We start from the raw sequence: 13,072 nt of genomic DNA on the forward strand, positions 1-13,072 counted from the left end.
GGCGGCGGTCCGCCCGGCCACCGAGGCCGCGCGATGAGCCGCGCCCGCAAGGCCGACGCCAAGGCCGGACCCGACCCCGCCGCCGAGGCGTTCGCCGAGGGGATGCGGCTGGTGCGGGCGAACCGGGCGCTGGCCGCGATCGGCTTCAGCGTCTGCCGGCAGGAGGACTGCGGCGCGGCTCCCCGCAACGGACTGGTGGCCGTCGACTCCGACGGGACGCTGCACGTGGACCCCGCCCGCCGCGCGGACCCCGCCACCTGGGCCTGGGCCGTGGCGCACGCCGTCATCCACCTGGGCTTCGGCCATGTCCCGGCCGCGGTCGGAGAGCGCGAGCAGCCGGACCCCTTCGACCTCGCCGCACGCTGCGTGGTGGTGAACCGCTTCCTGCTCGGCTTCCCGGTGGGCCTGACCCCGGAGAACCTCCCGGACGCCTATCCCGACGGCGACGAGGAGCGGCTCGCCGCGCGTTGGCGCCGTGACGGCATCCCGCCCCTGTACGAGCACTGTGGTACGGCGGGCGGCGCCCCGGACCAGCTGCTGGTGCCCTGGAAGACCTGGAACGGCGGCACCCCGCCCGACTGGCAGGTGGCCTTCGCGCACGCCCTGACCCGCACCATGGCCACCGCGATGGACATGGCGGGCGGCCGGCGCGCGTCCATGCGCGGCGGTCCCACCCTGCTCCAGCCCTGGGAGCGGGCGCTGAGCTGGTTCGTCTCCTCCTACCCGCTGCTCGGTGGCGTCGCGGCCGGCATCACCCTGGTCGCCGACGCCGAACTGGCCCGCGCCCACGACATCTCCGTCGCCGCCGTCGACACGGAGGCGGCCGAGATCTACATCAACCCGCTGCGCGCCTTCAGCGACGAGGAGTGGCGGTTCGTCCTCGCCCACGAGATGCTGCACGCCGCCCTGCGCCACGGCGACCGCTGCGGCGCCCGGGACCCGTACCTCTTCAACGTCGCCGCCGACTATGTGATCAACGGCTGGCTGTGCGAGATGCAGATCGGCACCATGCCCGACGGACTGCTGTACGACCCCGATCTGAAGGACCTGTCGGCCGAGGAGGTGTACGACCGGATCGCCGGTGATCTGCGCCGGATGCGCCGCCTCGCGACGCTGCGCGGCAAGGGAGCGGGCGACATCCTGGGCGGGCCGCTCGGCTCGTCGCGCGACCCTGTCGACCTCGACGAGTTCTACCGCCGCGGCCTGGCCCGGGGCCTCGATCTGCACCAGCGGCAGGAGCGCGGCTTCCTGCCCGGCGGCCTGGTCGAGGAGATCCGCGCGCTCAGTCACCCGCCGCTGCCCTGGGACGCGCAACTGGCCCGCTGGTTCGACGAGTTCGTACCCCGGCCCGAGCCCCTGCGGTCGTACGCGCGTCCGTCGCGCCGGCAGGCGGCCACCCCCGACATCCCGCGCGCCGGCCGCTGGTTCCCGCCCGAGGAGATCGCCCGCTGCACCTTCGGCGTCGTGCTCGACACCTCCGGCTCCATGGACCGCACCCTGCTCGGCAAGGCCCTGGGTGCCATCGCCTCCTACGCCGAGGCCAGGGACGTACCCGCGGCCCGGGTCGTCTTCTGCGACGCCGCGCCGCACGACGCGGGCTTTCTGCCGGTCACGGAGATAGCCGGTCGGGTCCGGGTGCACGGGCGCGGCGGCACCGTGCTGCAGCCGGGCATCGACCTGCTGCACCGCGCCGACGACTTCCCGCCGGGCGCGCCCGTCCTCGTGATCACGGACGGATACTGCGACGTGCTGCGGGTGCGGCGCGAGCACGCCTATCTGATCCCGCAGGACGCACGGCTCCCGTTCACCGCGCGCGGACCGGTCTTCCGGGTGCGATGACCCCGGCGACGGTCCGTCAGCAAGCCCTTTCCCGGGCCTCGTCGGGGAAATCCCGGACACGGCCCGGCAGGTCGCCGCGCGAGGGTTGGGTGCACCGGGCCCAGGTGTGATCGGATGGGAGACACGGACCCCGGCAACGGGACCACACCCGAAAGGAATCATCGTGGCAACCACGCGCACCGCACACACTGTGTGGGAAGGCAACCTGCTCGAGGGCAACGGCGTCGTCACCTTCGACTCGTCCGGCATCGGCCAGCAGCCGGTGACGTGGGCGTCGCGGGCCCAGGACGCGAACGGCAAGACCAGCCCCGAGGAGCTGATCGCGGCCGCCCACTCCAGCTGCTTCTCCATGGCGCTGTCGCACGCCCTCGCGGGTGCCGGCACCCCGCCCACCAAGCTCCTCACCAACGCCGATGTCACCTTCCAGCCCGGCGAGGGCATCACCGGCATCCACCTCACGGTCGAGGGCACGGTGCCGGGCCTCGACAACGACGGCTTCGTCGCGGCGGCCGAGGACGCCAAGAAGAACTGCCCGGTCAGCCAGGCCCTGACCGGCACGACGATCACCCTGTCGGCGAAACTCGCCTGACGTTCGTACGCCGATGCCGCGCCCTCCCTGAGGGGGCGCGGCATCGGCGCGTCCGCCCCCACCCGGCCGCGCGTCCGCCCCCGCCCCGCCACCCGCGCCATTGACAAGCGGGAACGCGCGTCTTGTGCTGGAGGCGGGCAGAGCCCTGGCGGAAGGGGACGGACATGGCACGTGCGGTCGGAATCGATCTCGGTACGACGAACTCGGTGGTGGCCGTCCTCGAGGGCGGTGAGGCGACGGTGGTCGCCAATGCCGAAGGGGCGCGCACCACGCCCTCGGTGGTGGCCTTCGCCAAGAACGGCGAGGTGCTGGTCGGCGAGGTCGCCAAGCGGCAGGCCGTGACGAACGTGGAGCGCACCGCACGGTCCGTGAAGCGCTACATGGGCGATGTGACCTGGCGTTTTCCGGAGACGGGCAGCATCGACGGCACCCGCTACCGCGCGCAGGAGCTGTCCGCCCGGGTACTGCAGAAACTGAAGCGGGACGCCGAGGCCTATCTCGGCGAGGACGTCACGGACGCCGTGATCACCGTGCCCGCCTACTTCGACGACGCGCAGCGCCAGGCCACCAAGGAGGCGGGCGAGATCGCGGGCCTGAAAGTCCTGCGGATCATCAACGAACCGACGGCCGCCGCCCTGGCGTACGGGCTCGACCGCGGCGAGGAGCAGACCGTCCTCGTCTTCGACCTGGGCGGCGGCACCTTCGACGTCTCGCTCCTGGAGATCGGCGACGGCGTCATCGAGGTCAAGGCGACCAACGGTGACACCCGGCTCGGCGGCGACGACTGGGACCAGCGGATCGTCGAGCACCTCGCGCAGCGCTTCAAGGCCTCGCACGGCATCGACCTCGGCCACGACAAGATGGCGCTGCAACGACTGCGCGAGGGTGCCGAGAAGGCCAAGGTCGAGCTGTCCTCTGCCACCGAGACCAACGTCAACCTGCCCTACATCACCGCCACCGCCGAAGGCCCGCTGCACCTCGACGAGAAACTGACCCGCGCTCAGTTCCAGGAACTGACCGCAGACTTGCTCGACCGCTGCAAGTCCCCCTTCCACCAGGCCGTCAAGGACGCCGGTGTGAAGCTGTCCGCCGTCGACCACGTCATCCTGGTCGGCGGGTCCACCCGGATGCCCGCGGTCACCGACCTGGTGAAGGAACTCACCGGCAAGGAACCGCACAAGGGCGTCAACCCGGACGAGGTCGTGGCCGTCGGTGCCGGACTCCAGGCCGGTGTGATCCGGGGGGACGTGAAGGACGTACTGCTCCTCGACGTCACCCCGCTGTCCCTCGGCATCGAGACCAAGGGCGGCATCATGACCACGCTCATCGACCGCAACACCACGATCCCCACGCGGCGTTCGGAGATCTTCACGACGGCCGCCGACAACCAGCCCTCGGTCGGCATCCAGGTCTACCAGGGCGAGCGCGAGATCGCCGCGTACAACAAGAAGCTCGGCGTCTTCGACCTCACGGGGCTGCCGCCCGCGCCGCGCGGGGTCCCGCAGATCGAGGTCGCCTTCGACATCGACGCCAACGGGATCATGCACGTCTCGGCGAAGGATCTGGCCACGGGGCGCGAGCAGAAGATGACCGTGACCGGCGGCTCGGCGCTGCCCAAGAACGACATCGACCGCATGATGCGTGAGGCCGAGCAGTACGCCGAGGAGGACCGGCGCCGCCGCGAGGCCGCGGAGACCCGCAACCATGGCGAGCAACTCGTCTACCAGACGGAGAAGTTCGTCAGGGAGAACGACGAGCGCGTCCCCGCCGACACGAAGACGGAGGTCGCTGCGGCGGCCGACGAACTGAAGCAGCTCCTGGCGGACTCCTCCACCGACACCGCCGCCCTGCGCGGCGCCATCGAGAAGCTGGCCACCGTCAGCCAGCAGATGGGCCAGGCCATGTACGCCCGGGCCCAGCAGCACACCTCCCCGGAGGACCAGCAGCCCACCGAGCACACCCCGGACCAGGACGAGGGCGTGGTGGACGCGGAGATCGTGGACGAGGACCGCGACCGGAACACGAAGGACACTCCCTAGGAGCAGGGGTCACCCCCGCCGCCGACACCGCCCGGTCGCCGGTCCGGTCACACCGAGCCACGGGTCGGCGTGCACGTCCCCCGGACGAACGGGCCGCCCGCGGGGCCGACCGGCCCGGAACGGGGCGGTCGGCCCCGCGCGACACCGGGGTCCACTCGGGCCGCTCGGGAACGGTCAGCTCTTGCGGGCGACACCTGCGTACAAGGGCGCGACGCCCTCCTTCGCGGCGGCGAGGTCCTCCGCCTCGGGCCGCCAGTCGACGACCGGGACGACCCCGGGGTCGAGAAGCTCCAGACCGTCGAAGAACCGGGAGAACTCCTCCCGCCCGCGCGGGAAGAACGGGGTGCCGCTGCGCCGGAACAGCTCGGCGGCCTTCTCGACACCCTCGGGGCTGATGTCGGCGGTGACCTGCGACAGCACGAGGTGGCTGCCGGGGACGAGCGCGTCGACGTACCGCTCCAGCAGGCCGTAGACGTCGTCGCCGTCGGTGTCCAGATAGTGGGTGAGCGCGACCAGCGACAGGGCGACGGGCTGCCTGAGGTCCAGGCACTCTCCGGCCAGCCGCAGGATGGTCCCGGGGTCGCGGACATCGGCGTGCACGTAGTCGGTGCTGCCCTCGACGGAGCCGTGCAGCAGTGCCTCCGCGTGCCGCAGCACGATCGGATCGTTGTCCGCGTACACGATCCTGGCGTCCGGTGCGACCTGCTGGGCCACCTGGTGCAGGTTGGGCTGGGTGGGGATGCCCGTACCGATGTCCAGGAACTGACGGACCCCGGCCTGCGCCGCGGCCCGCGTCGCGCGGTGCATGAAGCGGCGGTTGGCGCGCGCCCCGCGCACGGCGGTCGGGTCCGCGGCGAGGATCCTGCGGGCCAGCTCCTCGTCCACCGGGTAGTTGTCCTTGCCGCCCAGCCACCAGTCGTAGACACGGGCCGGATGGGGGCGGCTGGTGTCGATCCTGGTGGGCGCGGCGTCGGGTCCGGTCATGCGTCTGCTCCTCGGTCGTGATCGGGGTGTCCGGTGCGGCGATCGTCTTCGCGGGGACGTCCGGTCCCGGCGGCGTGCTCAATAGCGCTCGCGGAACTCCCGGAGGATCTCCTTGGTGCGCTGGGCGGAGGCGGCGTGGGCCGACATGTGGTCGAGCACCTCCAGGTGCAGGGCCACCTCCTCGCGCGCGTCGAGGTAGAGGGCTCCGGTCACGTACTCGCTGTAGACGATGTCCGGCAGCTCCGGCTCGGCGAAGCGGAACAGCGCGAAGGACGTGTACGTCCCCGGGTGCGGGCCGTTCGCGAACTGTGCGACCTGGAGCGTGACGTGGTCGAGCTCGACCCATTCGAGGAGCCGGTCCATCTGGTCGCGCATGACCTCACCCCGGATGCTCACCGGACGCAGCAACGCCGTCTCGTCCATGATCACCCAAAGGTGGGGAGGGTTCGCGCGCGTGAGCAGCCCCTGCCGCTTCATACGCAGCGCGACATGCCGCTCGATGGCCCCGGGGCCCGTCTGCCCGACCGTCCCGGCCTCCAGCACGCACCGCGCGTACTCCTCGGTCTGCAGCAGCCCGGGCACGAAGTGCGGCTCGTACGAGCGGATCAGCTCGGCGGCGCCCTCGAGGCTGACGTGCATGCTGAACCAGTCCGGCAGCACGTCGTGGTACCGCTGCCACCAGCCCGGCTGGTTCGCCTCCTCGGCGAGCGACACGAAGACGGCGGCCTCGTCGTCGGCCACGCCGTAGGTCGTCAACAGCACCTGCACGTAAGGGATCTTGAGGGCGACCTCGGCCATCTCCATCCGCCGGACGGTCGCCGGGGCGACGCGCAGGACACGGGCCGCCTCTTCCCGCTTCAGGCCCGCGGCCTCGCGCAGCTCCTGCAGCCGCCGCCCGAGAACCACCTGCCCGACCGTGGGCGCGGGTCGCCGCTCACTCACGCCACGCCTCCCCACGGGCCGAAGTATGCGTGCAGTGTGCCATGTTCGTGGAGAACCCTCAGGGGTTGGCCTCAACACATTTACGTGCAGGGCGATTTGGGGTTCGGAACGCCGGAATGACGTCCAGGTGTCCGCTGCCGGGTCACCGGGACGCCATGGGGTGAGACCTCACGAGTGCAGTGCATGAAGGTATTTGGCAGTCGCCGGGTCCGCCGGAAGGAACGTCTCGATGGCCAGCTCGGCGACCGTCACGTCCATCGGCGTGTTGAACGTCGAGATGGACGAGACGAACGACAGCACACGGCCGTCGTGCTCGATCCGCATCGGGAGCGCGAAGTAGGGGACGGGGCCGGCGGACTCGTCGTCCTCGGCCGCGTCCCGGTCCGGTACCGGATACGCCGCCACCTCCTCGTACAGCGCGCGCAGCGGCTCCGAACGGCGCAGCGCGATCTGCCGGTCCATCTGGGCGAGCAGATGGTCCCGCCAGGCGCGCAGATTGCGGATGCGCGGCGCAAGGCCCTCCGGATGGAGGGTCAACCGCATCGCGTTCAACGGTGGCGCGAGGAGCCGGTCCGGGACACCGTCCAGCAGCATGGCGACACCACGGTTCGCGGCGAGGACGTCGTACGTCGCGTCGACCACCAGCGCCGGACAGGGCTCGTAACCCTGGATCAGCCGCTCCATGCCCTCGCGCAGCGCCTCCATCGAGGGGTCGTCCAGCGGGGTCTCCGGATAGTGCGGGGCGTAACCGGCCGCGAGGAGCAGGGCGTTGCGCTCCCGCACCGGCACGTCGAGATGCTCGGCCAGCCGCAGCACCATCTCCTCGCTGGGGCGGGAGCGGCCCGTCTCGACGAAGCTGATGTGACGGGCCGAGGAGCCCGCCCGCAGGGCCAGCTCCAGCTGACTCACCCGCCGCTGCTCCCGCCAGCCGCGCAGCAGCGGCCCGAACCCTTTCCCGGCAGGGGCACTTGAGGCGGCGGCGGGACCGGACGGGACAATGCTCATAAGAGGACCGTAGTCGAGGAGTGGCACGTGAACGACCTGTGGAACCTGTCCTGGGAGGCCGAGGCCCTCTACCGGGCACGTGTACGCGGCTGTCTGCTGGGCGGCGCGCTCGGGGACGCCCTCGGCTACCCCGTCGAGTTCGACTCCCTGGAACGGATCCGCGCCGCGCACGGACCGCGCGGGGTGATGGGACCGGTCCCCGACGCCGACGGGGTGGTGGGCCGGATCAGCGACGACACCCAGATGACCCTGTTCACGGTGGAGGGCGTCCAGCAGGCGCACGCCCGCGAACGGCTCAAGGGTATCGGGGGCGGCTGGTCACGGCTCGTGCGATGGGCGTACGGACGGTGGCTGGACACCCAGACCGAGCCCGGACCCGGCCCGGACGTCCACGGCGGACTCGCCGCGCAGAGCTGGCTGTACGCCCGCCGGGCGCCCGGCAACGCCTGCCTCTCCGGGCTCCAGCGGGAGCACTTTCCCGACCCGGCGAGCGAGCTCGGGCCGCCCGGACCCGTCAACCCGGACTCCAAGGGGTGCGGCGCGGTCATGCGCTCGGCGCCCTTCGGGCTCACCCGCACCCCGGCAGAGACCGTGTTCGGCATCGCCGCCCGCTGCGCCCAGACGACCCACGGCCACCCCACGGGGTACTACGCCTCCGGCGCCCTCGCCGCGATCGTCACCCACCTCGTCTCCGGGGACTCCCTGGAGGGCGCCGTCCTGCGCACGCTGCGGCTGCTCGCCCGCCATCCGGGGCACGAGGAGACCACGGCCGCACTGAACCGTGCCCTCGACCTCGCCTCCGAAGGAGAGCCGGCCGCCGAGAAGGTCGAGTCCCTCGGCGCCGGCTGGATCGCAGAGGAGGCCCTGGCCATCGCGGTCTACTGCGCCCTCGCCGCTCCCCGGGTGACCGACGCCCTGCTCCTCTCCGTGAACCACTCCGGCGACAGCGACTCCACCGGCGCGATCTGCGGCAACCTCCTCGGCGCCCGGCACGGCGACCACGGACTCCCGCAGGAGTGGCTGGAACGGATCGAGGGGCGTTCCACAATCACGATCCTGGCGGACGACTTCGCGTCGGAGTGCGTACGGCGATGATCGCTGGGCCCGGTGAGCCGCGCCGCGCGTGCCCTGCCGACCGGGGACGGCTGTGGCACGCTGGGCAAAGGGCTCACCCGCCGTACGAAGGGATCACGTCCATGGCCGTCGAACCGCTGGCGCAGAAGGAGATCGAGGAGCGGTTGGCGGAGCTGCCCGGGTGGTCGCTCGAAGGTGACCGGCTCGCCCGTACCTACCGGCTCGGCTCGCACTTCGCGGCGACCGCGATGGTCGTGCACATCGCCCAGGTGCAGGAGGAGCTCGACCACCACTCCGACCTCACCCTCGGCTACAACACGATCTCCCTCACCGTGAACACGCACAGCGTCGGCGGCGCCGTCACCGCCCTCGACTTCGATCTCGCCCGCAGGGTGGAGGAACTCGCACCGGGGCACGGGGCGCACTGAAACTCCCCCTTCCAGGGAGGCCTGTTCGGCGACCTCGCCGGACCCGGGCGTCCCGCGGCAGGGAACCCGAGTTCACCCTGCGGGCGGCGCCCCACGAGGCCTGGACACCGGCCCGGCGCGGGGCCTGACGGCCGTCAGACGGCCCGCCTCCGTGTGAACTCCATGGTCCAGTTGGTCAGCCAGGTGTTCTCCCCGTCCAGGGAGAACGCCTGCTCCCAGCGCGCCGTGGTCTCGGAGATCCCCGACCACACGAACCGCACCCGCACCTCCTTGCCGGCATGGGTGTCGTCGCCGTGGAACTCGCCGCGCCCGTCCGGCCCGAACCGGCCGAAGACCGGCGGGAACAGCTTCCCGCTGCGGCTGGACGACCAGTTCAGCGACCACTGTTCCGTTTCCACGTCGAAGAGGCGCAGTGTCAGCCCTGTCCATCCCTGGGCCGGCACGTCGATCTCGTCGATGTTCGCCGCCCCGCCGAACAGGTTCCAGCAGCGGCTCACGGCAGGGAACTCCTCCCAGTCGCTCTCCGGGTCGAGGAAGTCGGTACGGCGACGGTTGACGACGTCCCAGTCACCGTGGAGGAAGTCGAAGCCGCGGCGGAGGGCGTCGTCGTCCTGGGCGTCGCTCATGTGCGGTCTCCCGTGGTTCCTTCGGGCAGCGAGTCGGTGAGGTAGGCCTCCAGGTCCGGCACTTCGGAGGCGAGCAGATGTCGTACCCAGGCGTCCCGCTCGTGCAGGATCGGCGGCAGCTCCCAGACGCAGCCGATCCACGGGAGGTCCGGGGTGATGAAGTGCGCCGGGTTTCGGTCGGGGCAGCCCAGCACCGGCTGGCCCGCGGCGGCGCCCCGGAAGTGCAGGACGTTGTCCCACACCCAGCTGTACGCGTTGAGGTAGGCGCCGTCGTCACCGCCCCGGTGCAGGACGACGAAGGTGGCGGGCGGGGTGCCGTCCGGCTCGGGGAGCAGCCGCGGCAGCATCGCGTAGGCCGCCCGCTCGACCTCGGGCTCGATCCCGGCCGGGTCCGCGGTGACGTGATAGCGCTTGATCCGGCGCCCCGCCACCTCGATGGGCGGCGGAACGGTCAGAAACTTCTCCTTGAAAGCCGCGGAGGCCGCGGAGGGCGCAGCAGCCATGGACGGGGGCGTGGAGGCCGCCGGTGCCGCGGGGGCCCCGGCTGTCCCGGAGCCGGTCGACGCCGTGGAGGTGGTGGAGGTCGTTGAAGCCATGGCAGGACGCTAGGCCCGCTTCACTGACATCCTGTGTCAGTGAAGTCCAGCCGTCTCGTCTCGATCCTCCTGCTGCTGCAGACCCGCGGCAGACTGACCGCCGCCCAGCTCGCCGAGGAGCTGGAGGTGTCGGTGCGGACGGTGTACCGGGACGTCGAGGCGCTGAGCGCGGCGGGCGTCCCGCTGTACGGCGACGCGGGTCACGCGGGCGGCTACCGGCTGCTCGCCGGCTACCGCACCCGCCTCACCGGCCTCACCACCGAGGAGGCCGAGGCCCTCTTCCTCGCCGGAGTTCCCGGACCCGCCGCCGAACTGGGTCTCGGCGCGGTGCTCGCCGCGGCCCAGCTGAAGGTGCGCGCCGCCCTGCCGCGCGAACTGCGCGAGCACGCCGACCGGGTCAGCGGACGCTTCCACCTGGACGCGCCGGGCTGGTACGCGGACGCCGACGCGACCCCGTATCTCCCCGCCGTCGCCGATGCCGTCTGGAACGGCCGCGTCCTGCGTGTCCGCTACCGCCGCTGGCGCGAACCCACCGAGGTGGAGCGCCGCCTGGAGCCGTACGGCCTCGTCCTGAAGGCGGGCCGCTGGTATGTCGTCGCCGGTCCGGGACCGCGCACGTACAGGGTGGACCAGATCCTCGAACTCGCCCTCTCCGGAGAGGAGTTCCCCCGCCCCGAAGGCTTCGACCTGGCGGCGTACTGGACCGCCTACCAGCGGGACTTCCACGAGCGGCTCCGCCGTGCGGAGGCGGTCGTGCGGGTCGCGCCCGGAACGCGGCTGAGCGGTCCCGCGGGTGAGGCGGTGACGGTCAACGGCGTGACGGAAGGGGACGGTTGGACGCGGGCCACCGTTCCCGTCGAATCCGTGGACCGGGCCCACGACGACTTCCTGCGCATGGGGACGGCGATCGAGGTCCTGGAGCCGCCCGAACTGCGTGCCCGTATCGCCGCCACGGCCGCCGAGCTGGCTCGCAGATACGCATAGAGAGCGCTTGCTGAATGGCGGCAACTCCCGTGCGGGCGGCGGCGACTGAGGGGACAGAAGCAGTCCGTCCTCTCAGGAGGTATCCATCGTGCAGCACCCGCAACGGCAGCACCGCGGACGCGTGATCGGCTCGGCCATGGCGGCCGCCGCCCTCATCGCCGCCGGACTCACCGCCCTCGGCGCCGGATCGGCCCAGGCCGCCACGGCGAGGCAGGTCGAAGCCCTCGACCGGGGCGTCGTCAGCGTCCACACCGACAGCGGCAACCTGGTCGGCTGGCGCTGGCTGGGCACCGACCCGAACGACATCTCGTTCAACGTCTACCGTGCCGGTACGTTGGTCAACTCCGCCCCGATCAGCGGTTCGACGAACTATTTCCACTCGGGTGGGCCCGCGCAGGCCGACTACACGGTCCGCGCGATCGTGAACGGTGTGGAGCAGGGCGACTCGGTGCACGCCATCCAGTTCCGTACGGGCTACAAGGACGTTCCCATCACCCCGCCCGCCGGCGGCACCACCCCCGACGGCGTCGCGTACACCTACGAGGCCAATGACGCCTCCGTGGGCGATCTCGACGGCGACGGCGCGCTCGACTTCGTCCTCAAGTGGCAGCCGACCAACGCCAAGGACAACTCCCAGTCCGGCTACACCGGGAACACGATCGTCGACGGCGTCAAACTCGACGGCACCCGCCTGTGGCGCGTCGACCTGGGCCGGAACATCCGCTCGGGCGCCCATTACACCCAGTTCCAGGTGTACGACTACGACGGCGACGGACAGGCCGAGGTCGCCATGAAGACGGCGGACGGGACGACGGACGGCCAGGGCACGGTCATCGGCAGTTCCTCCGCCGACTACCGCAACTCCAGCGGATACGTGCTGTCCGGGCCCGAGTACCTGACCATGTTCAACGGCCGGACGGGAGCCGCGATGGGCACCGTCGACTACGTCCCGGCGCGCGGCACGGTCTCCTCCTGGGGCGACTCCTACGGCAACCGTGTCGACCGCTTCCTCGCCGGAACCGCCTATCTGGACGGCGCCCGGCCGTCCCTGATCATGGCGCGCGGCTACTACACCCGTACCGTCCTCGCGGCCTGGGACTGGCGGGGCGGCGCGTTCACCCGGCGCTGGACGTTCGACACCAACTCCTCGACCAACAGCGGCAAGGGGTACGACGGTCAGGGCAACCATCAGCTGTCCGTGGCCGACGTCGACGGCGACGGCAAGGACGAGATCGTGTACGGCTCCATGGCCGTGGACGACAACGGCTCCGGACTGTGGACCACCAAGAACGGCCACGGTGACGCCATGCATGTCGGCGATCTCGACCCGTCCCGGGCGGGTCTGGAGGAGTTCAAGGTCGACGAGGACTCCACCAAGCCGTCCTCGTGGATGGCGGACGCGAAGACCGGTGCCGTCCTGTGGTCGGCGGCCGCCAACGGTGACAACGGGCGGGGCGTGTCCGGGGACGTATGGGCCGGCAGCGCGGGGGCCGAGTCCTGGTCCTCCAAGGCCGACGGCGTCCGCGACCCGAAGGGCACCGTGGTGGCGAGCCGAAAGCCGGGCAGCGTCAACTTCCTGTCCTGGTGGGACGGGGACACCGTGCGTGAACTCCTCGACGACACCCACATCGACAAGTACGGCACGTCGTCCGACACCCGCCTGCTGACCGGCACGGGCGTCCACTCGGACAATGGCACCAAGGCGACCCCGGCATTGTCCGGAGACCTCTTCGGCGACTGGCGCGAGGAGGTCGTCTGGCCGACGACCAACAACACGGCCCTGAGGATCTACTCGACCCCGTACGAGACCACCACAAAGATCACCACCCTCCTCCACGACCCCCAGTACCGCACGGCCCTGTCCTGGCAGAACACGGCCTACAACCAGCCGCCGCACCCGAGCTTCTTCATCGGCAACGGCATGGCGACGGCGCCTCGGCCGACGGTGTACACGCCGTGAGCTGCC

12 protein-coding genes are annotated in these 13,072 nt (G+C 71.4%); 7 read left to right on the forward strand and 5 right to left on the reverse strand.

Features of this window, described 5'->3' with window-relative positions:
* Nucleotides 1-33 precede the first annotated feature (33 nt).
* The 3 genes from OG788_RS35275 to dnaK all read left to right on the forward strand — a co-directional run bounded on the left by OG788_RS35275 (nucleotide 34) and on the right by dnaK (nucleotide 4,467).
* Nucleotides 34-1,839 carry a DUF2201 family putative metallopeptidase gene (locus OG788_RS35275; RefSeq protein WP_406375103.1) on the forward strand — a complete coding sequence of 602 codons (1,806 nt, stop codon included), beginning with the start codon at nucleotides 34-36 and terminating at the stop codon, nucleotides 1,837-1,839.
* Between the two features lie 163 nt (nucleotides 1,840-2,002).
* Nucleotides 2,003-2,428, forward strand: coding sequence for an OsmC family protein (locus OG788_RS35280; protein ID WP_261705012.1), 426 nt, complete (start codon nucleotides 2,003-2,005; stop codon nucleotides 2,426-2,428).
* 164 nt (nucleotides 2,429-2,592) lie between these two features.
* Nucleotides 2,593-4,467: a molecular chaperone DnaK gene (gene dnaK / locus OG788_RS35285; RefSeq protein ID WP_406375104.1), complete on the forward strand. Its 1,875-nt coding sequence runs from the start codon at nucleotides 2,593-2,595 to the stop codon at nucleotides 4,465-4,467.
* 174 nt (nucleotides 4,468-4,641) lie between these two features.
* On the opposite strand, the gene OG788_RS35290 is transcribed toward dnaK, so the two are convergent.
* The 3 genes from OG788_RS35290 to OG788_RS35300 form a co-directional block, all read right to left on the reverse strand.
* Nucleotides 4,642-5,451 carry an SAM-dependent methyltransferase gene (locus tag OG788_RS35290; RefSeq protein WP_406375105.1) on the reverse strand — a complete coding sequence of 270 codons (810 nt, stop codon included), beginning with the start codon at nucleotides 5,449-5,451 and terminating at the stop codon, nucleotides 4,642-4,644.
* A 78-nt stretch (nucleotides 5,452-5,529) separates the two neighbouring features.
* Nucleotides 5,530-6,393, reverse strand: coding sequence for a helix-turn-helix domain-containing protein (locus OG788_RS35295; protein ID WP_406375106.1), 864 nt, complete (start codon nucleotides 6,391-6,393; stop codon nucleotides 5,530-5,532).
* 168 nt (nucleotides 6,394-6,561) lie between these two features.
* On the reverse strand, nucleotides 6,562-7,398 hold the full coding sequence (locus tag OG788_RS35300) for a helix-turn-helix domain-containing protein (protein ID WP_406375107.1): 837 nt from the start codon (nucleotides 7,396-7,398) through the stop codon (nucleotides 6,562-6,564).
* A gap of 27 nt (nucleotides 7,399-7,425) precedes the next feature.
* On the opposite strand from OG788_RS35300, the gene OG788_RS35305 reads away from it, so the two are divergent.
* Entirely contained in the window at nucleotides 7,426-8,493 is a 1,068-nt protein-coding gene (locus OG788_RS35305; RefSeq protein WP_406375108.1) for an ADP-ribosylglycohydrolase family protein, read from the forward strand.
* 101 nt (nucleotides 8,494-8,594) lie between these two features.
* Nucleotides 8,595-8,900 carry a 4a-hydroxytetrahydrobiopterin dehydratase gene (locus tag OG788_RS35310; RefSeq protein WP_351544215.1) on the forward strand — a complete coding sequence of 102 codons (306 nt, stop codon included), beginning with the start codon at nucleotides 8,595-8,597 and terminating at the stop codon, nucleotides 8,898-8,900.
* A 134-nt stretch (nucleotides 8,901-9,034) separates the two neighbouring features.
* Here the strand turns inward: OG788_RS35310 and OG788_RS35315 are convergent, their stop codons facing one another.
* On the reverse strand, nucleotides 9,035-9,526 hold the full coding sequence (locus OG788_RS35315; protein ID WP_406375109.1) for a hypothetical protein: 492 nt from the start codon (nucleotides 9,524-9,526) through the stop codon (nucleotides 9,035-9,037).
* The gene (locus OG788_RS35320; protein WP_406376930.1) at nucleotides 9,523-10,029 is read right to left on the reverse strand and encodes a hypothetical protein; all 507 of its coding nucleotides are present in this window, start codon (nucleotides 10,027-10,029) and stop codon (nucleotides 9,523-9,525) included. Before OG788_RS35320 ends, OG788_RS35315 begins: the two co-directional genes overlap by 4 nt.
* 132 nt (nucleotides 10,030-10,161) lie before the next feature.
* Here OG788_RS35320 and OG788_RS35325 point away from each other — a divergent pair, with 132 nt between their 5' ends.
* Together OG788_RS35325 and OG788_RS35330 are read left to right on the forward strand one after the other, a co-directional pair.
* On the forward strand, nucleotides 10,162-11,106 hold the full coding sequence (locus OG788_RS35325) for a helix-turn-helix transcriptional regulator (protein WP_406375110.1): 945 nt from the start codon (nucleotides 10,162-10,164) through the stop codon (nucleotides 11,104-11,106).
* 136 nt (nucleotides 11,107-11,242) lie between these two features.
* Nucleotides 11,243-13,066: a rhamnogalacturonan lyase gene (locus tag OG788_RS35330; RefSeq protein WP_406376931.1), complete on the forward strand. Its 1,824-nt coding sequence runs from the start codon at nucleotides 11,243-11,245 to the stop codon at nucleotides 13,064-13,066.
* The last annotated feature ends 6 nt before the right edge of the window (nucleotides 13,067-13,072 follow it).

The sequence above is a fragment of the Streptomyces sp. NBC_00647 genome, from assembly GCF_045207245.1.
Taxonomy (GTDB): domain Bacteria; phylum Actinomycetota; class Actinomycetes; order Streptomycetales; family Streptomycetaceae; genus Streptomyces.

Bases quoted from the DNA above. Each gene is read 5' to 3' on its own strand.
- OG788_RS35275 (WP_406375103.1), top strand. From the start codon at position 34: ATGAGCCGCGCCCGCAAGGCCGACGCCAAGGCCGGACCCGACCCCGCC.
- dnaK (WP_406375104.1), top strand. From the start codon at position 2,593: ATGGCACGTGCGGTCGGAATCGATCTCGGTACGACGAACTCGGTGGTG.
- OG788_RS35290 (WP_406375105.1), bottom strand. From the start codon at position 5,451: ATGACCGGACCCGACGCCGCGCCCACCAGGATCGACACCAGCCGCCCC.
- OG788_RS35300 (WP_406375107.1), bottom strand. From the start codon at position 7,398: ATGAGCATTGTCCCGTCCGGTCCCGCCGCCGCCTCAAGTGCCCCTGCC.
- OG788_RS35310 (WP_351544215.1), top strand. From the start codon at position 8,595: ATGGCCGTCGAACCGCTGGCGCAGAAGGAGATCGAGGAGCGGTTGGCG.
- OG788_RS35315 (WP_406375109.1), bottom strand. From the start codon at position 9,526: ATGAGCGACGCCCAGGACGACGACGCCCTCCGCCGCGGCTTCGACTTC.
- OG788_RS35320 (WP_406376930.1), bottom strand. From the start codon at position 10,029: ATGGCTGCTGCGCCCTCCGCGGCCTCCGCGGCTTTCAAGGAGAAGTTT.
- OG788_RS35330 (WP_406376931.1), top strand. From the start codon at position 11,243: ATGGCGGCCGCCGCCCTCATCGCCGCCGGACTCACCGCCCTCGGCGCC.